Source organism: Buchnera aphidicola (Periphyllus koelreuteriae), from assembly GCF_039360445.1.
Lineage (GTDB): Bacteria > Pseudomonadota > Gammaproteobacteria > Enterobacterales > Enterobacteriaceae > Buchnera_J > Buchnera_J aphidicola_BM.
Genome location: NZ_CP134981.1, coordinates 268,591 through 295,281, shown reverse-complemented (window position 1 = coordinate 295,281; position 26,691 = coordinate 268,591). Strand labels below are relative to the sequence as shown.

General features: G+C 17.3%; 23 protein-coding genes. 11 read left to right on the top strand and 12 right to left on the bottom strand.

Features of this window, described 5'->3' with window-relative positions:
* The first annotated feature begins 6 nt into the window (after positions 1 to 6).
* The 6 genes from infB (at position 7) to RJT80_RS01290 (ending at position 8,309) form a co-directional block, all read left to right on the top strand.
* Positions 7 to 2,166, top strand: a complete 2,160-nt coding sequence (infB, locus tag RJT80_RS01315) for a translation initiation factor IF-2 (RefSeq protein WP_343187632.1) — start codon at positions 7 to 9, stop codon at positions 2,164 to 2,166.
* A gap of 36 nt (positions 2,167 to 2,202) precedes the next feature.
* The gene (rbfA, locus tag RJT80_RS01310; protein WP_343187631.1) at positions 2,203 to 2,547 is read left to right on the top strand and encodes a 30S ribosome-binding factor RbfA; all 345 of its coding nucleotides are present in this window, start codon (positions 2,203 to 2,205) and stop codon (positions 2,545 to 2,547) included.
* Positions 2,548 to 2,578: 31 nt separating this feature from the next.
* Positions 2,579 to 3,514: a tRNA pseudouridine(55) synthase TruB gene (truB, locus tag RJT80_RS01305; RefSeq protein WP_343187630.1), complete on the top strand. Its 936-nt coding sequence runs from the start codon at positions 2,579 to 2,581 to the stop codon at positions 3,512 to 3,514.
* Between the two features lie 78 nt (positions 3,515 to 3,592).
* Complete coding sequence (gene rpsO, locus RJT80_RS01300; protein ID WP_343187629.1) at positions 3,593 to 3,856, top strand: 30S ribosomal protein S15; 264 nt, start codon at positions 3,593 to 3,595, stop codon at positions 3,854 to 3,856.
* Between the two features lie 211 nt (positions 3,857 to 4,067).
* On the top strand, positions 4,068 to 6,146 hold the full coding sequence (pnp, locus tag RJT80_RS01295; RefSeq protein WP_343187628.1) for a polyribonucleotide nucleotidyltransferase: 2,079 nt from the start codon (positions 4,068 to 4,070) through the stop codon (positions 6,144 to 6,146).
* A gap of 345 nt (positions 6,147 to 6,491) precedes the next feature.
* A complete protein-coding gene (locus RJT80_RS01290; RefSeq protein ID WP_343187627.1) occupies positions 6,492 to 8,309 on the top strand; it encodes a DEAD/DEAH box helicase in 1,818 nt (605 codons plus the stop codon).
* 87 nt (positions 8,310 to 8,396) lie between these two features.
* Here RJT80_RS01290 and RJT80_RS01285 read toward each other — a convergent pair whose 3' ends face one another.
* A complete protein-coding gene (locus tag RJT80_RS01285; RefSeq protein ID WP_343187626.1) occupies positions 8,397 to 8,798 on the bottom strand; it encodes a Rid family detoxifying hydrolase in 402 nt (133 codons plus the stop codon).
* A gap of 90 nt (positions 8,799 to 8,888) precedes the next feature.
* A complete protein-coding gene (argF, locus tag RJT80_RS01280) occupies positions 8,889 to 9,893 on the bottom strand; it encodes an ornithine carbamoyltransferase (protein WP_343187625.1) in 1,005 nt (334 codons plus the stop codon).
* A gap of 864 nt (positions 9,894 to 10,757) precedes the next feature.
* On the opposite strand from argF, the gene RJT80_RS01275 reads away from it, so the two are divergent.
* The 4 genes from RJT80_RS01275 (at position 10,758) to RJT80_RS01260 (ending at position 17,516) form a co-directional block, all read left to right on the top strand.
* Positions 10,758 to 13,628 carry a valine--tRNA ligase gene (locus tag RJT80_RS01275; protein ID WP_343187624.1) on the top strand — a complete coding sequence of 957 codons (2,871 nt, stop codon included), beginning with the start codon at positions 10,758 to 10,760 and terminating at the stop codon, positions 13,626 to 13,628.
* A gap of 79 nt (positions 13,629 to 13,707) precedes the next feature.
* Positions 13,708 to 14,667, top strand: a complete 960-nt coding sequence (locus RJT80_RS01270; RefSeq protein WP_343187623.1) for a rhodanese-related sulfurtransferase — start codon at positions 13,708 to 13,710, stop codon at positions 14,665 to 14,667.
* A gap of 150 nt (positions 14,668 to 14,817) precedes the next feature.
* Positions 14,818 to 16,203 (top strand): asparagine--tRNA ligase, encoded by a 1,386-nt coding sequence (gene asnS, locus RJT80_RS01265; protein WP_343187622.1) that lies wholly within the window; start codon positions 14,818 to 14,820, stop codon positions 16,201 to 16,203.
* Positions 16,204 to 16,376: 173 nt separating this feature from the next.
* The gene (locus tag RJT80_RS01260) at positions 16,377 to 17,516 is read left to right on the top strand and encodes a porin (protein ID WP_343187621.1); all 1,140 of its coding nucleotides are present in this window, start codon (positions 16,377 to 16,379) and stop codon (positions 17,514 to 17,516) included.
* 167 nt (positions 17,517 to 17,683) lie between these two features.
* Here the strand turns inward: RJT80_RS01260 and RJT80_RS01255 are convergent, their stop codons facing one another.
* From RJT80_RS01255 to RJT80_RS01210, 10 genes are all read right to left on the bottom strand, one after another.
* A complete protein-coding gene (locus RJT80_RS01255; RefSeq protein WP_343187620.1) occupies positions 17,684 to 18,025 on the bottom strand; it encodes an HIT domain-containing protein in 342 nt (113 codons plus the stop codon).
* 30 nt (positions 18,026 to 18,055) lie between these two features.
* On the bottom strand, positions 18,056 to 19,489 hold the full coding sequence (ptsG, locus tag RJT80_RS01250; RefSeq protein WP_343187619.1) for a PTS glucose transporter subunit IIBC: 1,434 nt from the start codon (positions 19,487 to 19,489) through the stop codon (positions 18,056 to 18,058).
* A gap of 60 nt (positions 19,490 to 19,549) precedes the next feature.
* Positions 19,550 to 20,335 carry a TatD family hydrolase gene (locus RJT80_RS01245; RefSeq protein ID WP_343187618.1) on the bottom strand — a complete coding sequence of 262 codons (786 nt, stop codon included), beginning with the start codon at positions 20,333 to 20,335 and terminating at the stop codon, positions 19,550 to 19,552.
* A 31-nt stretch (positions 20,336 to 20,366) separates the two neighbouring features.
* On the bottom strand, positions 20,367 to 21,347 hold the full coding sequence (locus tag RJT80_RS01240; RefSeq protein ID WP_343187617.1) for a DNA polymerase III subunit delta' C-terminal domain-containing protein: 981 nt from the start codon (positions 21,345 to 21,347) through the stop codon (positions 20,367 to 20,369).
* A complete protein-coding gene (gene tmk / locus RJT80_RS01235) occupies positions 21,344 to 21,979 on the bottom strand; it encodes a dTMP kinase (RefSeq protein WP_343187616.1) in 636 nt (211 codons plus the stop codon). The genes RJT80_RS01240 and tmk overlap by 4 nt, the downstream gene beginning before the upstream one ends.
* Positions 21,980 to 22,092: 113 nt before the next feature.
* Positions 22,093 to 22,332: an acyl carrier protein gene (acpP, locus tag RJT80_RS01230; RefSeq protein ID WP_343187615.1), complete on the bottom strand. Its 240-nt coding sequence runs from the start codon at positions 22,330 to 22,332 to the stop codon at positions 22,093 to 22,095.
* A gap of 25 nt (positions 22,333 to 22,357) precedes the next feature.
* Positions 22,358 to 23,092 (bottom strand): 3-oxoacyl-ACP reductase FabG, encoded by a 735-nt coding sequence (gene fabG / locus RJT80_RS01225; protein WP_343187614.1) that lies wholly within the window; start codon positions 23,090 to 23,092, stop codon positions 22,358 to 22,360.
* Between the two features lie 6 nt (positions 23,093 to 23,098).
* A complete protein-coding gene (locus RJT80_RS01220; protein WP_343187613.1) occupies positions 23,099 to 23,989 on the bottom strand; it encodes an acyltransferase domain-containing protein in 891 nt (296 codons plus the stop codon).
* Positions 23,990 to 24,012: 23 nt separating this feature from the next.
* Positions 24,013 to 24,183: a 50S ribosomal protein L32 gene (gene rpmF, locus RJT80_RS01215; RefSeq protein WP_343187612.1), complete on the bottom strand. Its 171-nt coding sequence runs from the start codon at positions 24,181 to 24,183 to the stop codon at positions 24,013 to 24,015.
* Between the two features lie 86 nt (positions 24,184 to 24,269).
* The gene (locus RJT80_RS01210; RefSeq protein ID WP_343187611.1) at positions 24,270 to 25,214 is read right to left on the bottom strand and encodes an RluA family pseudouridine synthase; all 945 of its coding nucleotides are present in this window, start codon (positions 25,212 to 25,214) and stop codon (positions 24,270 to 24,272) included.
* Positions 25,215 to 25,329: 115 nt separating this feature from the next.
* Here RJT80_RS01210 and RJT80_RS01205 point away from each other — a divergent pair, with 115 nt between their 5' ends.
* A complete protein-coding gene (locus RJT80_RS01205) occupies positions 25,330 to 26,496 on the top strand; it encodes a ribonuclease E/G (protein ID WP_343187610.1) in 1,167 nt (388 codons plus the stop codon).
* Positions 26,497 to 26,691: the final 195 nt, after the last annotated feature.

Here is a 26,691-nt window from a genome sequence, read left to right as displayed (position 1 = left end):
AAAAATATGAGAAAAAATAATTTTATAAAAGATAAAAAAAAATATAATAATTTGAAAAAAAATAAAGTAGAAACATTTACTTCTAAAAAAAATTCTATTTCAAAAGAAAATTTAAATAAAAAAAATACATTATTTAAAAAAAAATTTTTAAAAAAAAAAAATACTATTCTTTTAAATAAAAATATAAATTCAAAAAATATTAATACACAAAAAAAATTTTTTAATACTAACAAATTAAATAAAAACATAACTTTAAAAAAAAATATTAAAAAAAAATTTTTATCAAAAAAATTTAATGTTTTAAAAAATTCAAAATATAGACAATTTATTCAAAAAAATAAATATCAAAATAATTTAAAAAATAATAAAAAAAATTTTTTAAAGCAAGTTTTTAATAAACCTAAAGATAATATTAATAAAAAAATAAATATTTTTAAAAATATGACAGTTTTTCAATTATCTAATAAAATGAGAATTAAAAGTTCTAAAGTAATAAAAAAAATGATAAATTCTGGAATAACTCTTTCTAAAAATCAAATATTAGATTTAGATCTTTCTCAGTTAATTTCAGAAGAAATGGGTTTTGATATAAATATAATTCATACAAATGAATTAGAAAAAAATATTATGAAAGATAGAGATATTAAAAATAAAAAATGTTTTTTGAGACCTCCTATTGTTGCTATTATGGGACATGTTGATCACGGAAAAACATCTTTATTAGATTGTATTAGAAAAACTTCTATAGCTTTTAAAGAAGAAGGTGGAATTACTCAAAGTTTAGGAGCTTATTATGTTGAAATAAAAAATAAAAAAATAACTTTTCTTGATACTCCAGGACATTCAGCTTTTTCTTCTATGCGTAACAAAGGAGCGAAAATAACAGATATTGTAGTGTTAGTTATTGCTGCTGATGATGGTGTTATGCCACAAACTATAGAAGCAATTAAACATGCTCAATTAGTTAAAGCTCCAATAATAGTTGCAATAAATAAAATTGATAAAATAAATTCAAATATAAATAAAATTCAAGATGATTTAATGAAATATAATATATTACCTGAAACATTAGGTGGAGAAAATATTTTTGTTTATATTTCAGTGAAATTAAAAAAAGGAATAAATAATTTATTAAAAAATATATTGTTGCAATCTGAAGTTTTAGAATTATCTGTACCTTATACTGGAATGGCAACTGGTGTAGTTTTAGAATCTTTTTTAGATAAAGGAAGAGGACCTGTTGCTTATATAATTATTAAAGAAGGTCAATTAAAAAAAGGTGATATTGTTTTATGTGGTTTAGAATATGGAAAAATAAAATCTATAAAAGATGAAAATAAAAATGAAATTTTAAAAATTACTCCATCAATTCCAGTTGAAATTTTAGGATTATCTGGTTTGCCTGTATCTGGTGATATTTTAACAGTAGTAAAAAATGAAAGACAAGCTCGTAATGTATCTTTATATAGAAAAGAAAAAATACAACAAACAATTTTTTCTAAACAAAAAAAAATAAATTTAGAGAATTTATTTAAAGAAATTAATAAAAAAAATGTTACAACATTAAATATTATTTTAAAATCTAATTCAAAAGGTTCGTTAGAAGCCATATCTCATTCTATTAGAAAATTATCTCATAAGGAAATAAAGATAAAAATATTAAGTGAAGGTGTAGGTCGAATTAATGAAACAGATGCTTCTTTAGCTAATTCTTTAAATGCTATTATTATTGGATTTAATGTTAGAGCAGATTCTTTATCAAAAAAAATTATTGAAAAAGAAAACATAGATTTAAGATATTATTCTGTTATTTATTCTTTAATAAATGATATTAAATCATCAATTTATGGAATGTTATCTCCTAAATATAAACAAAAAATATCAGGAATTGTATCTGTAAGAAGTATATTTAAATCTCCAAAATTTGGATTTGTTGCGGGTTGCATGGTAACTGAAGGAGTTATTAAAAGAAATAGCCCAGTAAAAGTTTTACGAAATGATATTGTAGTTTATGAAGGAGAACTAGAATCTATTAGACGTTTTAAAGAAGACGTAAAAAAAGTAAGAAGTGGAATTGAATGCGGTATAGGGATAAAGAACTATAACGATATTCGTGTTAATGATATAATAGAAGTTTATAAAATTATACAAATGAAAAGAATATAGTTTATAAAAAATATAAAATTATTTTAGGTAAATATAGTGTATAAAAATATTTATAAATTAGTTAGAATATCTAATGAAATAAAAAAAGAAGTTTCTTATATTATTCAGAATTCAATAAATAATCCAAAATTTAATAAATTATCTACAATTTTAGATGTAGTATTATCTAAAGATTATTCTTATGCTAAAATTTATGTTTCCTTTAATCAGGAAAAAAAAATACAAAATTTATCTTTAGATATATTAAATAGTTCTTCATCTTATATTAGATTTTTATTAAGTAAAAGATTAAATTTAAGAAAAGTTCCAAAATTAACTTTTGTTAATGATTTTTCTTTATTAGAAGGTAAAAAAATATCTAATTTATTAAAAAATTTATAATAATGAAAAAATTTTTAGATGAGGTTTATGAATGTTTTTTACTCAAGTAAGAAATATTCACGGTATTATTTTATTAGATAAACCGACTGGAATTTCTTCAAATAAAGCTTTGCAAATAACAAAAAAAATATTTGAAATTAAAAAAGCAGGTCATACTGGATCTTTAGATCCTTTAGCAACTGGAATTCTTCCAATTTGTTTAGGAGAAGCTACAAAATTTGCAGAATATTTAATTAAATCTGATAAAAAGTATAGAGTTATTGCTAAATTAGGAGAAGAAACATCTACTGCTGATTCTTATGGAAAAATTATTAATTCTTATAAAATTCAATTTAATTCTAAGGAATATAAATTAGCATTAGATAATTTTAGAGGAGTAATATCTCAAACTCCTCCAATATATTCTGCAATAAAATATAAAGGTATTCCATTATATAAATATGCAAGAAAAGGTATTTCGGTTCCTATAGGTAGTAGATTTATAAATGTTTATAAAATAAAAAGTTTATATATAAAAGAAAATATTATTGAATTAGATATTTTATGCTCATCTGGAACATATATTCGATCTATTATAAATGATTTAGGTAAACTTTTAAAATGCGGAGCTCATGTTATTTTTTTAAGACGAATAAAAATTTCTTCATTTTCAAGTTCTTTATCTATTACATTAGATCAGTTAAATTTTTTAAAAAAAAAATATTTTAAAAATAATTTTAAAATATTTTTAAATAAAATAAAAAATTTTTTTATTCCTATATTATCTTTATTTCCGCATTTTCCAAAAGTTTATGTATCTAAACAAAATTTATTATTTCTAAAAAATGGAAGATCAATAAAATTAATTAATAAATTAAATCCTTGTTTAGTTTGTATAATTAATAAAAATAAAAAATTTATTGGAATAGGTAAATTAAATAAAAAAAACTATTTATTTCCTCATAAATTAATAAATTTTTATAAATAAACAAATTTAAAAATAAAATATATATAAAAAAAATAAATTTAATACACATCAATTTTCTTTATAAGAGATTATATTAATATGAAAATTTTAAAGACAGTAGACATAATTTCTAAATATGGAAACAATAAAATCAATAGTGGAAAATCTGAAGTTCAAATCGCTATTTTAACAAACAAAATAAATGATTTACAAAAACATTTTTCTGAACATAAAAAAGATTATTCTAGTCGTCGAGGTTTATTAAAAATGGTTTCAAAACGTAGAAAATTATTAGATTATTTAAAGAAAAAATCTATTTTAAAATATAATTATATAATTAAAAATTTAAAGATTCGTAGATAATTTTTTAAAAAAATATAAAAACTAAAAAGATATAAAAAATTTTAAAAATATTTTTTAAATATTTTAAAATTTAAAAATATAAAAAAAGTGGGAGGATTTATATTTTTTTTTTAATTGAAAATAAATTTTATATTTTTTTATTTTTATTATATTTAATCAAAACACTTTAAATAGAAAATTTTTTTAATTTATTATCTTAAGGATATTTACTTTGCTTAATCCGCTTGTATTTAAATTTAAATATGGTTGTCATACTGTTGTTTTAGAAACTGGATTAATTGCAAGACAAGCAACATCTTCAATAATGATTAGTATAGAAGATACTTCAGTTCTTGTAACAGTTGTTGGTCATAAAAATTCTAAATCTGATAAAAATTTTTTACCATTAACAGTAAATTATCAAGAAAGAACTTATGCTGCTGGAAGAATACCAGGTGGTTTTTTTAGAAGAGAAGGTAGACCTAGTGAAAATGAAATTTTGATTGGAAGATTAATAGATCGACCAATTAGACCATTATTTCCTAAAGATTTTTTTCATGAAGTTCAAGTAATTGCTACTGTTGTTTCATTAAATCCAAAAATTAATCCTGATATTGTATCTATGATTGGTGTTTCTGCTGCATTATATATTTCTGGAATACCTATAAAAGATATTATTGGTGCAGCTCGAGTAGGTTATATAAAAGATAAATATGTTTTAAATCCAACAACGGATGAAATGAAATTTAGTAAATTAGATTTAATTATTTCGGGAACAGATAAAAACATTTTAATGATAGAATCAGAATCTGATCAATTAAATAAAAATATTATATTTAATGCAATTTTATATGGTTTTAAAAAACAAAAAAAATTAATAAAAAATATGAAAAATCTATTATTTTCTATTAAAAAAAAAATTTGGAGTCAGGATTCTAATGTAATAAATAAAAAATTTTATAAAAAAATTTTTAAAATTTCAAAAAATTCAATTAAAAAAATATATTTAATTTCAAATAAAAAAAAAAGAAATAAAAAATTACAAAAATATAAAGATTTATTAATTAATAATTTATTATTAGATAATTTAGATTTAAATATTTTAGAATTAAATAAAATTTTTTCCAAAATTGAAAGAAAAATTGTAAGAAAAAATATATTAATTAATAATTTAAGAATAGATGGAAGAAATAAAGATGATATTAGAAAAATAAATATTAAAACTGGTTTATTAAAACGTACTCATGGATCTTCTTTATTTACACGAGGAGAAACGCAATCTTTAGTATCAGTTACTTTAGGAACATCTAGAGATGCTCAAAATTTAGATGAATTATTAGGGGATAAAACAGATAGTTTTTTGTTTCATTATAATTTTCCTCCTTATTCTGTTGGTGAAATTGGAATTATGAACTCTCCTAAACGTAGAGAAGTTGGACATGGAAGATTAGCAAAAAAAAGTATTTTATCTGTTATGCCATGTATTCATTCTTTTCCTTATACAATTCGTATTGTATCTGAAATTACTGAATCTAATGGTTCTTCTTCAATGGCATCAGTTTGTGGAGCTTCATTAGCTTTAATGGATGCAGGAGTTCCAATTAAAGAACCAATTGCTGGAATTGCTATGGGATTAATTAAAGAAAAAGAAAATTATGTTATTCTTACAGATATTTTAGGAGATGAAGATTATTTTGGAGATATGGATTTTAAAGTTTCTGGAAGTAAAATAGGAATTACAGCTTTACAAATGGATATGAAAGTTGAAGGTATAACATATGAAATAATTCAATTATCTTTAAAAAAAGCACAAATCGCTATTTTAAAAATTTTAAAAATTATGTCTGAAACAATTAATGTTCCAAAAAAAGAAATTTCTAAGTTTGCTCCTCGAGTACACATTATTAAAATTAATCCTGAAAAAATAAAAGATGTTATAGGAAAAGGAGGAGCAGTTATTAGAATGTTAACTGAAGAAACCGGAACAACTATAGAAATTGAAGATAATGGAACTGTTAAAATTTCTGCCATAATTGAAAAAAAAGCATTAAATGCAATAAAAAGAATTAAAGAAATTACATCAGAAATAGAAATTGGAAAAATATATATAGGAAAAGTAACTAGAATAGTTGATTTTGGAGCTTTTGTTTCTATTGGTTCAGGTAAAGAAGGTTTAGTTCATATTTCTCAAATTTCAAATAAACATATAGATAAAGTTTCAAATTATTTAAAATTAGATCAATTTGTAAATGTTAAAGTATTAGATGTAGATAGACAAAAAAGACTAAGATTAAGTATGAAAGAAATATAAAATTATTTTTTTAAAATTAATTTTATAATATTTATTAAAAAATAGAATTTTATAATTCTATTTTTTATGAAAATTTGAGTTTTATATTATTTTATTTTTATGTTAATCTTTAAAAAATAAATATTTTTTTTAAATACAGTTATATTTTAAATTTTTTATATATAAATTTATTATTTTTATAATTTTTAATTTTTAATTAAATGAAAAAATAATTTATTTAAATATAAATTTTACACAATATATTTTCAGCCAGTTGACACTTTTTCAATGAATATAATAAAAATATTTATCATTAATTATGTAGACTGGCCCTCTTTCGTTAATTAAATGAGGTGCATGTTTTACATGAGTTTGATAAAAAATAATTTTTCAATTTTTGGATTAAATAATTCAATTTTAAAAGTTTTAGATGAATTAGGTTATAAAAAACCCTCTCCTATTCAAGAGAAATGTATACCATATTTATTAAATAAAAATGATGTTTTAGGGATGGCTCAAACTGGAAGTGGAAAAACAGCTGCTTTTTGTTTACCTCTATTAAATAACATTAAAGTATCATTAAAAATTCCTCAAATTTTAGTTTTAACACCAACAAGAGAATTAGCTATTCAAGTTTCTAAATCTTTTTCTCAATTTTCAAAATATCTTCCAAATATTCATGTATTAGCATTATATGGAGGACAAAGATATGAGTTACAATTAAATTCTTTAAGAAGAGGTCCTCATATTGTTGTTGGAACACCTGGAAGATTATTAGATCATTTAAAACGAAAAACCTTAAATTTATCTAAATTAAAAACATTAATTTTAGATGAAGCTGATGAAATGCTACGTATGGGATTTATAGAAGATGTAGAAAATATTTTATCTACAATTCCAAAATCTCGTCAAACAGCTCTGTTTTCTGCAACTATGCCAGAAGCAATTAGACGAATTTCTCGTCGGTTTATGAAAAAACCAAAAGAAATTCGAATACAATCTAATATTACAAATAGACCAGATATTAATCAAAATTATTGGTTAGTTTATGGTAAAAAAACTGATGGTTTAATTAGATTTTTAGAAACAGAAAATTTTTCTGCTACAATAATTTTTGTACGAACAAAAAATTCTACAGTAGAAATTTCAGAAGTATTAGAAAAAAACGGATATAATTGTGCTGCATTAAATGGAGATATGAATCAATCTTTACGTGAAAAAACTTTAGATAGATTAAAAAATGGAAAATTAGATATATTAATTGCAACAGATGTTGCAGCTCGTGGTCTAGATGTAGATCGTATTAGTTTTGTTATTAATTATGATATTCCAATGGATTCTGAATCATATATTCATAGAATAGGAAGAACAGGTAGAGCTGGAAGAAAAGGTAAAGCTTTAATGTTTGTTGAATATCGAGAAGTAAGATTATTAAAAAATATTGAAAGAATGATAAAGCAACCAATTCAAGAAGTAATATTGCCTAATTCAGATTTATTAAGTCAAAGTCGTTTAAAAAATTTTTCTAAAAAAATTAAAATAGAATTAAATAGTAAAGATTTAAAAGAATATAAACTTTTATTACCTAAAATTCATTTAGAAAAATCTGTAAGTCTTGAAGATTTAGCAGCAGCACTTTTAAAAATGGCTCAAGGTGAACGAGTATTAATTGTTAAAAAAGATAAAGTTATTAAAAATTTTCAAAATAGATATAATAGACAAAATATTTCAAAAAATTTAGGATATAAAAATAATACATTTAGTTCAAGATTTAAAAAAAACAATAATATGGATATTTATAAAATAGAATTAGGTAGAGAAGACAAAATTGAAGTAAGACATATTGTTGGAGCAATAGCAAATGAAGGTGATCTTACTAATAGAGATATTGGAAATATACGGATTTTTTCTTCTTATTCAACAATTGAATTACCAAAAAAATTAATTAAAAAAAAACTTTTAGAAAAATTTAAAAATACAAAAATTTTTAATAAATTTATTCATTTAAAATTATTTAATTATTGTAAACGAATAAATAAATCTAAATTTATTAAACGTCGTTCTAAAAATATTTTTTATAAAAAAAATTCCTCTCTAATTTCTAAAAATAAAAAAATTTATTTAAAAAAATCAAAATTTAATAAAAATAAAAATAGATTAAATAAATTGAAGTTAAAAAAATAAATTTTTAGATAAAAATTTATACAAATTTTTTTAAAATTAAAGAGCGCACAGTATTAATATTATAAAATTCGTGCACTCTTTAATAAATTATTTTTTATAAACTATTGCTTCGATTTCAATTTTTACATTTTTTGGTAATTTAGATACCTCTATACAAGATCGAGCTGGAAATATTAATAATTTATTTTTAAAAAATTTTTTATAAGCACTATTAATTATTTTAATTTTATTTAAATTAGTAGTAAAAATTGTTGTTTTTATTATATTTTTTATTTTAAAATCTGTTTTTTTTATTATTTCTTTAATATTATTTAATACTAATATAGTTTGATCATATATTTTTTTTGGAATTTTTTTTGAATTTACATGAATTGGAATTTGACCTGAAATCATTAATAAATTTTTTGTTTTTATAGCTTGTGAATAAGGTCCTATTGGTTTAGGAGCTTTTTTTGTATAAATTTTCATAATATATTTTTTATTTTTCATAATATCTTATTTATTTAAAAATTTTTTAAAAATAATATATTTTTTTATTATAAAATTTTATATATTTTATTATTTTAAATAAAAATATTTTCATAAATTAGTTTTTTGAATTAAACTATTTATTATTAAAGATTTCACAACATGTAAACGATTTGATGATTGTAAAAAAATAATTTTTTTATTAGAATTAAAAACATTATTTGTAATTTCTACTCCATTTTTTAAATTAAATTTTTTTATTATATTTTTTCCAAATTTTGTTTTATTATTATGCAATGATGGAAGACAGTGAAAAACTTTTACACAAGGATTTTTTGAAAGATATAAAATTTTTTCATTTACTTGATAAAATTTTAATTTATTAATTTTTTCTTCTTGTTGTTCTATTTTTTCTCCCATAGAAATCCAAACATCTGTATATATTATATCTGTTTTATATATTCCTTGTTCAATATTATCTGTTAAAAGAACATTATTTTTAATATTTAAATATTTTTTTAAAGTTTTTTTCTTTGGTAGATATTCTTTAGGTGAAATTAAAGATAATTTAAAATTTAATAAATTTGCTGCTTCTAAAAGAGAATGTGAAATATTATTTTTTGAATCACCAATATATGATATTTTAATTTGATTAATTTTTTTATTTGGAAAAATTTCTTTAATCGTTAATAAATCAGATAAAATTTGAGTAGGATGATATGTATTAGTTAATCCGTTCCATACTGGTATTTTAGAAAATTTTGCTATTTTTTTTATTTTTTTATGTTCATGTCCTCTATATAATATTCCATCATATATTTTTCCTAAAGTTTCAGCTGTATCTTCAATAGATTCTTTATATCCTAAATGTGTACTACCAGGGCCTAAATATGTTGTATGAGCTCCTTGATCAAAAGATGCAGCTTCAAATGAACATCTAGTTCGTGTTGATTCTTTTTCAAAAATTAAAACAATTTTTTTATTTTTTAAAAATTTTTTTTCTTTATTAATTGATTTTTTAAATTTTATTTTTTTTGAAAAATTTAATAAAAATAAAATATCTTTTTTATTAAAATCATTTAATTTTAAAAAATTTCGTAAATAAAATGGATTCATTTTGTTCCTATAAATAATTTATATTATATAAAAAATTATTTTTTTATATTTTTATTTTTTATTTTTTTAATATTAAAAAAAATAATTAAATTATTTTTATAATTTAATTAAATAATTTTTTTTTAAAGAAAATATATAATATTTTATAATAATATAATTATAACATTTTAATTTTTAAAAAAATAAACATTTTATGATGTTTTTAAAAAAAATAAATAAAAAAATATGATTTTTTTTAATAAAAATTTTATTTTTTATTAGATTATATAGTATAAAATAAATAATTATTATATTTATTTTAATATTAAAAGAAGAAAAAATATATAAATAAAAATTTCTTTTTTTTAATATTTTTATATATATTAAATAAGAAAAAATTAAATAAAATTTAAAATATAAAAAATATTTAATTTAATATTTTAAATTTTATTTAATTTTGTATATTTAAAAAATTTTTTAAAATTATTTTATTAAAAAAAATTAAAATATTAAATATAGATTTTAAAAAAAAATTAATATTATATAATATATATAATTTATTTTAATAAATTTTATATAAAAATTTTTATTTATATTATTAATTTTTATTAATTTTTTTATTATTTTTTTTTTAAATTTATTTTTTTATTATTTTTATAATAATAAATTATCTATAATAATTTATTTTTTAAAAAATTTAAATATATTTTATCAAAATATAATTTTTAGGATATATATTTTAAAATTATAAAAAATATAATAAATATTTTTTAAAATATTAATAAAAAAAATAAATTTTTTATATATTTTTTATTTTTTAAAATTTCTAAATTATCTTTAAAATTATATTAAAAATTTTTATACAACTTATATTATTAAAATTATATGAAAAAAAATTATAATCCTAAATTAATTGAAGAGAAACTATATAAATTTTGGGAAAAAAAAAAATTTTTTAAAGTTTCTAAAAAAAAATCTAATAAAAAATCTTTTTGTATTATTATGCCTCCTCCTAATGTAACTGGAATTTTACATATGGGTCATGCTTTTCAACAAACAATTATGGATATATTAATACGTTTTAATCGGATGAAAGGAAAAAATACTTTATTTCAAGTTGGAACAGATCATGCTGGGATTGCTACTCAATTGTTAATTGAAAAAAAAATTTTAAAAAAAAACGGAAAAACAAGAAAAGATTATAAAAAAAAATATTTTATAAAAAAAACATGGAATTGGGTTAATAAATGCAAAAAAAAAATATTTTATCAAATGAAACGTTTAGGAAATTCAATAGATTGGTCGAGAGAGAAATTTACTTTAGATCCAAAAATATCTAAAGGAGTAAAAAAATCATTTATTATTCTATATAATAAAGGTTTAATTTATAAAAAAAAAACTATTGTTAATTGGGATATTCATTTACAAACAGTTATTTCAGATTTGGAAGTTAATAATAAAAATGTTAAAACAACAATGTGGTATATTAAATATTTTTTTTCTAGTAAAAAAAATATTTTAAATAAAAAAAATTATATTATTGTTGCTACAACAAGACCAGAAACAATTTTTGGAGATGTTGCTATTGCTATTAATCCAAAAGATAAAAGATATATTAAATGTTTTGGATGGCATGTGATTGTACCTATTATTAATAGAATAATACCTATTATTTTTGATTATGAAATTAAAATAAAAAAAGGAACAGGATGCGTTAAAATAACTCCAGCTCATGATTTTTTTGATTATAAAATAGGCATTAAACATTCTTTATCAATGATAAAAATATTTTCAAAAAATGGAAATATAAAAAAAAAAATATCAATATATGATCATAAAGGAAAAAAACAAAATATAGATAATATAGAGATTCCAAAAAAATTTCATATGTTAAATCGATTTGATTCTAGAAAAAAAATTATAAAATTTTTAAAGAAGTATAATTTTTTAAAAAAAAAAGAATATATAAATTCTTTTGTTCCTTTTGGTGATAGAAGCAATACGATTATTGAACCAATGTTAACAAATCAATGGTTTTTAAAAACTTCATCTTTATCTAAAAGAGCTATTTTGGAAGTAAAAAATAAAAACATTGTATTTTTTCCAAAAAAATATCAAAATATGTATTTATCTTGGATGAATAATATACAAGATTGGTGTATTTCTAGACAGTTATGGTGGGGTCATAAAATTCCTGTATGGTATGATAAAAATAATAAAATTTATGTTGGAAAAAGTAAAAATAAAATAAGAAAAAAATATAATTTAAATAAAAATTTTTATTTAAAAAGAGATAAAAATGTTTTAGATACTTGGTTTTCTTCAAGTTTATGGACATTTTTAACTTTAGGTTGGCCAAAAAAATCTAAAGAATTAAAAATGTTTCATCCAACTAATATAATTATTAGTGGATTTGATATAATATTTTTTTGGATTTCTCGAATGATTATGTTAACAATACGAATTTTAAAAAAAAAAAATGGAATACATCAAATTCCTTTTAAAAAAATATATATTACTGGTTTAATTCGTGATGAAAAAGGACAGAAAATGTCTAAATCAAAAGGAAACATTTTAAATCCAATTGATTTAATTGATGGAATAAATTTAAAACAATTAATTTATAATAAAACTTATAAATTAGAAAAAAATTCTAACAAATTTTCTAAAATTTTAAAAAATATTTATAAAAATTTTCCAAATGGAATTGAATCTTTTGGAGCAGATTCTGTTCGATTTACATGTGCAGCATTATCTAATAATTCTAGAAATATTTTTTGGGATATGAATCGTTTAAAAGGATATAGAAATTTCTGTAATAAATTATGGAATGCTAGTCGTTTTATTTTTAAATATATTACAGAATATGAAATAATAAAAAAAATATCAATAAATAAATTATCATTTTTTGATAAATGGATTATTACAAAATTAAATATTTTAATTAAAAAATATGTAATATATATTAAAAAATATAGATTTGATATAATATCAAATTTAATTCATGATTTTATTTGGAATAATTTTTGTGATTGGTATTTAGAAATATCTAAATCTATTTTTAAAACAGGAAAAATATGTGAAATAAATAATTCTAAAAAAATATTAATTTATATATTAGAAATATTATTAAAATTATCTCATCCAATTATTCCTTTTATTACTGAATATATTTGGAAAAAAATACAATGTTTAAAAAAAAATAATATTATAGAAAGTATTGTTAAACAAAAATTTCCAAAATATAATAAAAATAATATAAATTTACAATCTATAAAAAAAATGAAAATTTTTAAAAATATTTTTATTGAGTTACGATCAGTTAGAAATTTTTTAAAAATAAAATATAATAAAAAGATTTCAATATTTTTAAAAAATTTTAATAAAAATACTATATTTTTTATTAAAAAAAATAAAATTTTTATAAAAAATATAATGTTTTTAAAAAAAATTAAAATTTTTTCTAAAAAATATAATAGTATTTTAAAGATTTCAATTATTAGAAATATTGGAAGTTTTGAAATATTAATTCCAATTAAAGGAATTATTAATAAAAAATATGAATTTATAAAATTATTAAAAAAAATAAAAGCATGTAAAATAAAAATTAATATTTTAAAAAAAATTACTTCTAATATAAAATTTTTAAAAAATGCACCAAATAATGTTGTAAAAAAAGAAATAAATAAATTAAGAAATTTAAAACAAAAATTAAATAATTTAACAGATTATAAAAAATTAATAGAAATTTTATAAAATTTTAATATTTCTTATTTAAAAAAAATATTTATTGAATTTGTTTTATATATTTTTTTAAACTAATGGAAATAAATTTATGTTTAGCATAGTTAATTTTATTAATGATAAGAAATTTAAAAATAAAGATATAAATTATTATATTAGAATTAATTTTTCTTTTTATAAATATTTTTATATAAAAAATGTAAAAAAAATTAAAAATAAAATTGAAAGATATTTTAATAAATTAAGTATTTTTGGAAGAATTTATATTTCTCATGAAGGAATTAATGTTCAAGGTAGTATTTTAAAAAAGTTTTTTTATAAAATGAAAAAATATTTAAATATTATTGATAAAAATTTAAAAGATATTTATATAAATATTGGAATAAATAATATTAAACAAGCTTTTTTTAAATTAAAAGTAAAAATTAAAAAACAACTTGTTGCTGATAATATAAAATTAAATTTTATAAAAAATAAATTTAATAAAAAATATTTATTTTCAAAAGATGTAAATAATTTTTTAGATGATAAAAAAACAATTTTTTTAGATATTAGAAATTATTATGAATATAAAATTGGTCATTTTAAAAATGCTATTTCAATTAATTCAATGACATTTAAAAATGTATTAAAAAATATATTTAATTATATTTATATGTATAAAAATAATAAAATAGTAATTTATTGTACCGGTGGAATTAGATGTGAAAAAACAGCTTATTTAATGAATATTAATGGATATAATAATGTTTATCAAATTTATGGAGGAATTATTGGTTATTTTAATGATTGTATTAAAAATAATATTCCAATAAAATTTTTAGGAAAAAATTTTGTTTTTGATTTTAGGATGAATGAAACGATTTCTAAAGATATTTTATCAACTTGTTATCAATGTAAAAATAAATCAGATTATTATATTAATTGTATGAATCCAAAATGTAATCTTTTATTTATACAATGTATTTCATGTTCAAAATTATATAAGTCTTTTTGTTCTAAAAAATGTTATAAAAATAAAAATATTTTTAAAAATAATTTTTTAAAATAATAATTTTTTTATTTTTATAAAATAAATTATAAATTTATAATTTTGATTTATTTTACAAATTAAAATTTTAATATATAATTCTATTAAAAAATAAATTTTTTTAAAAAATACATATTTTTTTTTATAAATATTTTTATAAAGGAAATTTTTATGAAAAGTATATCAATAAAAGATATTATTAATAATACAATAAAAAATAATTCTATAATTAAAATTAATGGTTGGGTGAAAAATAAAAGAAGTTCAAAAAAAAAATTATTTTTTGTTGATATTTATGATGGTTCATGTATTCAAACTTTGCAATTAGTTTTTACAACAGAATTTATTAATTTTAAAGATTCATTTTTAAAAATTATTCCTGGTTGTTCAATTTCTATTAAAGGAAAATTAGTTTATAAGATAAATAAAAAAAATAAGTTTGAAATTCAAGTTTTAAAATGTAAAATTTTAGGATTGGTTAGTCATCCAGATTCTTATCCTATGTCTTCTAAAAAACATACTATGGAACATTTAAGAAAATATGCACATTTACGACCAAGAACACATATAATTGGATCTATTTCTAGAATAAGAAGTAATATTTTTTATGCTTTTCATAAATTTTTTAATAAAAATAATTATTATTTAGTATCTTCTCCAATTATTACTTCTTTAAATGCAGAAGGAGCTGGAGATATGTTTAACATATCAAATTTAAAAAATAATTTAAATAAATCTTTAAATAAAAATAATAAATTTTTTGGAAAAGACGTTTATTTAACTGTATCTGGTCAATTAACTATTGAAGCATATGCATGTGCATTATCTAAAGTTTATACTTTTGGTCCAATATTTAGAGCAGAAAAATCTAATACTACTCGTCATTTATCTGAGTTTTGGATGTTAGAAGTAGAAGTAGCTTTTAAAAATTTAAATGAAATTATTAAAATAATTGAAAAAATGTTAAAATATGTTATAAGTTTTATTTTAAAAAATAATAAAAATGATTTATTATTTTTTAATAAAAATATTAATTCTAATCTGATTAATAAATTAAAGGTTTTTTTAAAATCTAAAATGTTAAAAATTACTTATGATTTAGCAATAAATATTTTAAATAAACAAAAAAAAATTTTTAAAGATAAAATTTGTTATGGAGATGAATTAACAACAGATCATGAAAAATTTTTAGTAGATAAATATTTTAAATCACCAATAATTATAATAAATTATCCTAAAAAATTAAAACCATTTTATATGAGAGTAAATAAAGATAAAAAAACTGTTGCAGCATTAGATATTTTATTTCCTGAAATTGGAGAAATTATAGGTGGTTCACAAAGAGAAGAACGAATAAATTATTTAGATAAAAGAATATTAGAATTAAAACTTAATATTAATGATTATAAATGGTATAGAGATTTAAGATTTTATGGAACTGTTCCTCATTCTGGATTTGGATTAGGTTTAGAGAGATTTATTATGTATGTTACAGGAATTAAAAATATTAAAGATGTTATTCCTTTTCCAAGAACTATTAATAATGCAAATTTTTAAATTTTTTTTAGATTTATTTTTTAAAAAAATTTTATTTAAAATATTAATTTAAAATTAATATTTTTTAAAAATATTAATTTTAAATTAATATAATAAAAAATTTTATATCAATAATAAATTAAAAAATTTCTATATTTAAATATTATTTTTCTAATAAGGTAATATAAATTATTATGATCAATCGAAAATCTTTAGCTATATTATTTCCTTTATTATTATCTTCTTCTGTTTCATCTATTAATGCAAAAGAAATATATAATGAAAATGGTCAAACAATAAATTTATATGGTAATGTTAATCCATTATATTTTTATTCATATACTTCCAATCCATTTGCTTTTCATTCAATAGGAAATTATACAAATTTAAAAATTGGAATTGTGAGTAAATCTTATATTAATAAATTTATATCTGGATATATGCATGTTGAATATAATCCAAAATTTTCTTCATCTTATAATGAAAATATTTCAAATAGTTTTAATAAAAACAATATTAATTTATCTTATGTTGGTTTAGATTTTGGTAAATGGGGAAGTATTGATTATGGAAGAAATTATGGAATAACTTATTACTCTAAACAATTTACTAATAAATTTTTTGATAATACAGAAAGTATTATATTTCATAAAGACGACAATTTTTTACTAGGTCGCACAGATGATGTTCTTACTTATAAAAATAAAAACTTTTCAGGGTATTTAGATGGTTTTGATCTTGTTTTACAACATCACAATTATTGTAGAAATGATAAATCAAATATAAAAAAAATATATAATGATTCTTGGGGAGCAGCTCTACAATATAATAGTATATATGGTTTTAAAATAATTGGTTCAACAGAAATAAGTCCGTATAATGAACAAAATCACTTAAACAAAGCATGTGATTTTGTAAAATCATATGCTCTAGGTTGTTATTATTCTTTTAAAAATTCAATGGTTTCAGGATTTTATTGTCATTCTAAAAATATTGAAAGAAATTTTCAAAAATATGATAAAAAATATAAAATTTTAGATTCAATTGAAGTGTCTGGAAATTATGATTTTAGAAATGGATTTAAGGCATCAATGGGATATATAAAATCTTTTGGTAAAGCAATAACTAATGGTGATTATCATAAAATATCTAAATCTGATACTTTAAATAATCATCTTAATTTTATATTAACTTATAATTTTAATAAAAATTTTGTTTTAAATATTCATTATAAATATAGTTTATTTAAAAACAATAAATATTTTTCTGAGAAAAAAAATTATTTTGATGATGTAAATAATTCAATTGGAACAGGAATAATGTATATTTTTTAATTTAAATATAAAGAAATTTTATGTTTAATTTATTTTTTTGCATTATAATTATTATAAATTAAATTAATTAAAAAAATTATATTTATATAATATTAATAATTAATTTTATAAATTTTTTTTTGTATAGTTTGTAAGAAATTTATTTTTCTTACAAACTAATTATTTTTTTAAAATTTATTTAATTTTTTCCCTCCAATTAAATGCATATGTAAATATTGTATTTTTTGTCTTCCATCTTTGTTACAATTAATAATAATTCTATATCCTGATTTATTAATTTTTTTATTTTTTGCTATTTTTACTGATGCACAAATCATTTCACTTAATATATTTGAATTTTTTTTATTAATATAATTAAGATTTTTAATAAATTTGTTAGGAATAATTATTATATGAACTGGTGCTTTTGGAGAAATATCTTTGAATGCAGTTATTTTTTTATTTTGATAAATTATTTTTGATGGAATTTTTTTTTTTAATATTTTTTCAAAAATATTTTCAATATTCATATCTTTTTATCCTTTATTTAAAAAAATAATTTATTTTATATAATTATCTATTAATGTTTTAATATTATCTGATTGGGTTCCAAATACAATTTGAATTCCTAAACCTGAAATAAATACTCCTGATGCACCTAATGATTTTATTTTTTTTTGATTAACTATTGAAGAATTATATACTGTTATTCTTAATCTTGTTATACATGCGTCAATACTAGAAATATTTTTTTTTCCTCCTAAATATTTAACAATTTTTGGAATTTTATTTATAATATTATTATTTGATTTAGTTTGTATTTTTTTTTCTCTTCCAATAGTTTTTAAATTAAATTTTAATATAAAAAAATAAAATATAATATAATATAATAATAAATAAAAAATTCCAATAATTGGAAACAACCATAATCGATTACCATGACCACTTAATAAAATAAAATCAACTAATCCATGAGAAAAACTTGTTCCAGCTCTCATATTTAATAAAATACATATAGAAAAAGATAAACCTGCAAGTATTGAATGTATAAAATATAAAATAGGAGATACAAAAAGAAAAGCAAATTCAATTGGTTCTGTAATTCCTGTTAAAAAAGCTGTAAGAGCAGCTGATAACATTATTCCTCCTACTTTTGCCTTATTTTCTTTTTTTGCTGTTTTCCAAATAGCTAATGCTGCTCCTGGTAATCCATACATTTTAAAAAGAAAACCTCCTGATAATTTTCCAGCTTGAGAATCTCCAGCCATATATCTTGCTATATCTCCATGAAACACTTGTCCTGCATTATTTATATATTCTCCAATTTGCATTTGAAATGGAACATTCCAAATATGATGAAGTCCAAATGGAACGAGAGATCTTTCAACTAATCCATAAATTCCAAAAGCAATTATTGGATTTTGATATGCAGACCAAATTGAAAATTTTTGTATGATATATCCTATAGGAGGCCATATAAAAGATAAAATTAATCCCAATATTATAGAAGATAAACCAGAAATAATAGGAACAAATCTTTTTCCTGAAAAAAAACCTAAATATTCTGGTAATTGAATTTTATAAAATTTATTAAATAAATAAGATGAAAGAGTTCCAGATAATATTCCTCCTATTATTCCTGTATCATTTATATTTTTAATAGAATTATTAATTAAAAAAAATGAATGATTTAAAAAAAATGGAAACATTAAATTAGATGTTTTTATCATTATATTATATGAAATTACAGCAGCTAACGCTGCTACTCCATCATTTTTTGTAAAACCTAATGCTACTCCAATAGAAAAAATAAGAGGCATATTATAAAAAATTGATCCACCAGTTTCTGACATAATTTTTAAAATAAAATTTGGAATAAAATGAAAATTAGCTGATCCTATCCCTAATAAAATTCCAGCAATAGGTAAAACTGAAACTGGAAGCATTAATGATTTTCCAACTTTTTGTAAATTAGCAAACATATTTTGAAACATAATTTCCTCGATTTTTAAATAGATATTTAATTTTTTTAAAAAAAAAAAAAAAAAATGAATTTATTTTTTTAATTTATTTAATTTAAACAATTTAAAGAAATTTTTTTTAGTAATATAACTTAATTCTTCTATATCTATTTTAAGTAAATTAGAAATATATTTTGCAATATAGTATATATAGGAAGGTTGATTTTCCTTACCTCTATAAGGCTCAGGTGTTAAATAAGGAGAATCTGTTTCTAAGAGTAATCTATTTAAGGGTATATTTTTAATTATTGATTGTAATGCTTTAGAATTTTTAAATGTAATCATTCCAGAAAAAGATATATAAAAATTCATATCTAAAAGTTGTAATGCAATTTTTAAATTATCATTAAAAGAATGTAATATTCCTTTTAATTTATGAGATTCATTTTTTTTTAAAATTTTAATTATATCTTTTCCTGAATTTCTTGAATGAATAATAATTGGTTTATTAAGTTTTTTACTTAATTCTATATGTTTAGAAAAAAAGTATTTTTGTTCTAATATATTATTTTTTGAATAAAAATAATCTAATCCTGTTTCTCCTATTGCAATAACTTTTTCGTTTTTAGAATATTTATATAATTTTTTAAATATATTTTTTTTGTTTTTTATATGTAATGGATGAATTCCACATGAATAAAAAATTTTATATTTATTATTTTTTAATAATTTTTTTATTTTTTTGAAATTGTTAAGTGATATAGAAATTGATAATATTATTTTAACTTTATTAGAGTATGCTTTTTTAAGTATTTTTGATAATTTGTTTTTATTAAAATTTAATTTATCAAGATGACAATGTGAATCTATTAAAAACATATTTTTTTCTCCTAAATTTGAAATAAATTAATTATAAAAATTTAAATATTTTTTCCCATTTTATTAATGGTTCTAATAAAATAAATTCTTTATTGACATTAGGTATATTTTTTGAATAAAAAAAACATTTTTTCCAGATATCAATTATAAGATATAAATTTTTAAGATCATTTTTTTTATTTAAAATTTTTATTAATTTTTTTTGATCAAGGTTTATTAATTTAGAATTTTTATAATAATGATATTTAATAGAATCTAATATTAATGTATATATCCAATAAATTTTTTTTAATAAATTTTTTTTAAAAAATTTAATTAATTTAAATAAATTTTTTTCTTTTATTGATTTTTTAATTTGTTTAAAAAATTTTTTTCTTTCTTTCCAATTTGAATTTTTAAGTATTTTTTTTGCTAAAATAGGTGAATTTTCTGATAAACGTAAAGATATAAATAAATTTTTTTTCTTTTTTTTTATTTTTTTTTTTAGCCAAGATATTCCAATTTTTTCTGACGGAGGAAAAATATCATAAATTATACATCTACTTTTAAAAGTTTTTTTCAATTTAAAAGAATTATAATAATCTAATATAAATATTGTTTTTTTTGGAGGATCTTCTAATATTTTTAATAATGAGTTTATTGCGGATTCCGTTAATAAATGAATTTTAGGAATCCAAATAATTGTATTTTTTTCCAGAGTTGAAGTATTTTGAATTTTTTCTATACATTTTTTAATTACTTCAATACCAATTGTTTTTTTATTTATTTCAGGAATTAAAATATAAAGATCTGGATAATTTTTAGAATTTATTAATGTACAATTATGACAAGTATTGCAACTAAATAAATTATTTGATTCAATACATACAATTTTTTTACATAATAAATAGATTAATTGTGATGATCCTATTTTTATTGTAGATCGAATCATTATTGCATGATGTAATTTTTTTTTTATAAATTGATTAATAATAATTTTATATGTTTTTTTTAACCATGGATATATTTTCATTTAATATTTTTTAACCAATGATTTAATTTTTTTTTAAGAACTTTATTCACTATTTTTAAATTTAAATTTGCATTAATTATTATTTTTTTTGATTCTAATGATATATATTTTAAATAATATTTTCTTACTTTAGAAAAAAAAAGATATGATTTTTTTTCTATTCTATCTAATTTTGAACGAAATGAAATTCGTTTTAATCCAATTTTTTGATTCACATCAAAAAAAATTGTTAAATCAGGTTTAGCAAATTTATTTGTAATTTTAATTAATTTTTTTATTAAAGAGTTTTGAATTCCTTGACCTCCTCTTTGATAAGCAATGGAAGATAAATTATGTCTATCTGAAATAATCCAGTTTCCTTTTTTTAATTGTGGTTGAATGATATTTTTTAATAATTGAAAACGAGCAGAATATAACAATAATAATTCAGAATATTTATTTAATTTTTCATGTTTATAATCAGATTTAATTAATGATCGGATTTTTTCAGAAATAAATGTACTTCCTGGTTGTCTGACTATGATAACGTTTTTAATCATTTTTGATAAAAGAATTTTTTTTATTTTTTTACATGCAGTAGTTTTTCCAGATCCTTCCATTCCCTCTACAACTATAAATTTATTTTTTTTCATAGAAATTTTTATACAAAAATATTTTAATTGAAATTATTTATAAAATTTATTTTTTGTATTTTATATTAACATAATATATAATTTTTATTTTTTATAAAAAAATTAAAAAAAAATTATTGTTTTTTAATTAATTTTATTTTAATTAATTTAATTAAATTTTTTATTGTATTAATTTTTGAAGATTCTTTATCTGAAATATTAATAGAAAATTTTTCTTCTATTGACATAATAATTTCAATCATATCTAAAGAATCAGCATTTAAATCTGTTTTAAAAAAATGTTTATTTTTTATTTTTTTTTTATAAGATAAACATTTACGAATTATTTTTTTTACTTTTTTTTTTATATTCATAAAATTCCTTAATTTTTAAAATGTTTTATAAAAAACAAATTCCTCCATTTACATGAAATGTTTGCCCAGTAATATATGATGATTTTTTTAAAGATAAAAATTTTACTAAATTAGAAACATCTTTTGGTTTTCCAAATTTTCTCATTGGAATTTTTTTTAAACATTTTTTTAATTGAATAGAAGTAAGTTTTTTTAACATATTTGTTTTTATAAATCCAGGAGAAACTAAATTTACTGTAATTCCTCTACTAGCTACTTCTAATGCTAAAGATTTAGTAAAACCAATTAAAGCTGATTTTGAAGCAGAATAATTAATTTGACCAGCATTTCCTATATGCCCAACTAATGATCCTATATTTATAATTCTTCCATAACGATTTTTAATCATTTTTTTTATTATTATTTTTGAAATATAAAATACAGAATTTAAATTAATATTGATTACTTTATTCCATTTTTTTTTAGATATGTTTGTAATTAAATTATCTGATAAATATCCAATATTATTAATTAATATATCTATGTTTTTTATTTTTTTTTGTATAAAATTTAAAAATGATTTGATTGAATTAGGATGATTAACATTTAATTTTATACTAAAACCATTATTTTTTACTAAATTTTTTATTTTTTTTACTCCATATTGACTTCTAGAAGTTCCTATTATGATATATTTTTTTTTTAAAAATTTTTTTAAAATAGATTTTCCTATACCACTTCTAGCTCCTGTAATTAAAACATATTTTTTATTCATTATCATATTTTTTTATTTTAAATTAAATATATTTTTTATATTTAAAGGAAAATAATTTATTTTATTTTGATTTAATTTATTTAAAATATTAGATGAATTAATTTCTAAAAAATATTTAATGTTATTTAATAATATAAAATCAATTGTTTTTTTCCATTGAATTGTATGACATAATTGATTTATTAAATAATTTTTTATTTTTATAGAATTATTTATAAATTTTATTTTAACACTATCTAAAATTAAAAATTTAGGATTATTAAAAGAAATATTTTGACATTTTTTTAATAATAAATTTTTTATTTTTTTTATAGAAGAACAATGAGAAATAGTTTTTATTGGTAAATCAATAATATATTTTGCTCCAAATTTTTTTAATTTTAAAGAAGCTTGATAAACATATTTTTTTTTTCCAGTAATAATTATTTGTTTTTTTGAATTTATACAAGCAATAGAAATTTTTTTTTTTAATAAAAAATTTTTGCATATTTTTATAATATTTTTTTTTTTTAGTCCAATAATTACATTCATGCAACCTTGTTTTTTTTTCATAATTTTTTCTCTATATTTAACTATTTTAATTGCATCAGAAAATTTTAATATTTTACTACATACATATACAGAATATTGACCTAAACTATGACCTGTCATAATTTTTGGATTAATTCCTATTATTTCTTTCCATAAATTAAATAATGCAATTGAAATAATTAAAATTTCAATTTGTGATGTTACAGTATTATTTATTTTTTTTTTAAAAATTTTTTCTTTAATATTATATTTTAAATATTCTGATGCTTTATCAAATGTTTTTTTTATTATAGAGTAATTATTATATAGTTTTTTTATTATTCTTATATCTTGATTTCCTTGTCCTGGAAAAATCATAGCAAATTTTATCATAAATTTATTTTTAATATATTTTTTTAAATAATTTTTTTACCTTTATAATATCCTTTTTTTGTCATGTGATGTCTAATATGTGTTTCTTTTGTTTTTTTATCAATAGAAATTAAATTTAATTTTTTTTTTAATGAATCATGTGATCGACGCATTCCTCTTTTAGAACGTGTTGGTTTACTTTTTTGAACAGCCATTTTTTTTCCTTAATATTACTAGTATTTTATAACTATTATATATATAAATTATAAAATTATTCAAGTAGTAATTTTTTTTTAAATTTTTAAAATAATAATTTTATAATTTTTTTAAAATTTTTATTTAATGGAGCAATAATATCCATTTTTTTTTTATATATTGGATGAATAAAAGATATTTTTTTCGAATGTAAAAAAAGATTTTTTTTAATTTTTTTATATATAAATTTTTTATCTAATTTATTATTTCCATATCTATTATCAAACAATATTGGATGACCTATTATAGAAGAATGAACTCTAATTTGATGTGTTCTTCCAGTTTTTGGTTTTATTGAAATTAAAGAATATAAATTATTTGTTTTTAATGTTTTTAAAATAGTTTGAGATTTTTTACCATTTTTATCTATAAATACCATTTTTTTTTTTTTTAATATATTTTTTTTACTTAATGAAGCAGTAATTACTTTATTTTTAAATAAACATTTTCCATGGACAATAGAAATATATTTTTTTTCAATATTTTTTTTTCTAAATTGTTTATGAAAATAAATTAAAGATGACTTTTTTTTTGCAATCATTAATATACCAGAAGTAAAACGATCTAATCTATGTATTAATTCTAAATATTTATCTAAAGGCCTTAGTATTCTAAGACTTTCTATAATTCCACAATGAATTCCACTACCACCATGAACAGATAATCCAGATGGTTTGTTTAGAATTAAAATAATTTTATCTTCATATAAAATATTATTTAATATTTTTTTTTGAATTGTATTGATTTTTATTTTTTTATTTTTAATATTATAAATTTTTAATGGAGGAATTCTAATTATATCACCAATATTTAATTTGTATTTTGCTTTTACTCTTTTTTTATTAATTCTTATTCTACCTTTTCTTATAATATTATATAATTTACTTTTTGGAATTTTTTTAAATTTTTTCATAAGAAAATTATCAATTCTTTGTTTTTCTGAAAATTTATTAATTATTTCATAAAATACTTTTGTTTTTTTTAAATTCATTGAAATTACCTAATTATATAATTTTTATAAAAATTAATTTTAAAATGAATATTAAAATATCTATATTAATATTTAATTTATTAATTTTATTATAATAAAAAAAGAGTTTATTTTTATGAGAAGAATGTTAATTAATGTTGTAAAAAAAAATATAGAAATTGCAATTGTTTATAATAAAGATTTATATAATTTTTTTGTAAAAAATTTAGATATAAATAAAAAAAATAATATTTATATTGGAAAAATTAAATCTATAGAAAATAGTTTAAATGCTGTTTTTATAGATTATGGAGAAAATAAATATGGATTTTTACCATTTAAAAATATTTTTAATAAAAATTTAAAAAAAAATATATTAATACAGATTTTAAAAGAAGAACATCAAAATAAATGTTCTTTAGTAACTACTTTTATTAAATTTTTTGGTTTATATTCTATTTTAATTCTTAATAAACCTGATATAAAAAAAATTTCTAAAAAAATTGTTGGGAAATATAGAAAAAATTTAAAAAAAATTCTTTTAAAGTTAAAAATTCCAATTAATATGGGAATTATATTACGAACTTCTGCAAAAAAAAAAACTATTAATGATATTCAATTAGATTGTGATTTTCAAATAAAAAATTTGAAGATTATAAAAAAAAAAAAAAAAATATTTCCTATTAAAATAAATAATAATAAAAATATTGTTTTATTTATCATAAGAAATATCATTATTTATAATATTAATGAAATTATTATTAATAATAAATTATTTTTTAATAAAATAAAAAAACTTTTATTTTTTTTTAAAGAAAAAAAAATTTTAAAAAAAATAAAAATTTTTAAAAATAATATAAAAATTTTTAATTTTTATAAAATTAATTTTCAAATTTTAAATATATTTAAAAGAAAAGTTTTTCTCTCTTCAGGAGCTTGTTTTACAATTGATTATACAGAAGCATTAACAGTTATTGATATTAATTCATGTCATTCAAATAAAGGAAAAAATTTAGAAGAAACAGCTTTTAATACAAATTTTGAATCTATATTTGAAATTATTAAACAATTAAGAATACGAGATTTAGGAGGAATAATTATTATAGATTTTATTAATATGTCTAATAAAAAAAATATAAAAAAAATTGAAAATTATTTTAAAAAATTATCTAGAAATGAATTTTCTAAAATTAAAATTGGAAAAATATCTAAATTTGGATTATTAGAGATATCTAGACAAAAACTTTATAATAATTTTTTAGATATTAAAAAAATTTGTAACAAATGTAATAAATTTTATTAAATTTAATTGTTTTTTAAAATTTTATATATTTAATTTTTATTAATTTAAATAATACTTATTTAAATTAAAGTAATAATAATTATTTTTTATATATAAATTATTTTTTTTAAAATTATAATAAAATTTTAAAAAAAATAATTATTAATATTAATTAATATAAAAATAAAAAATTTTTAATATTTTATTTTAATTATT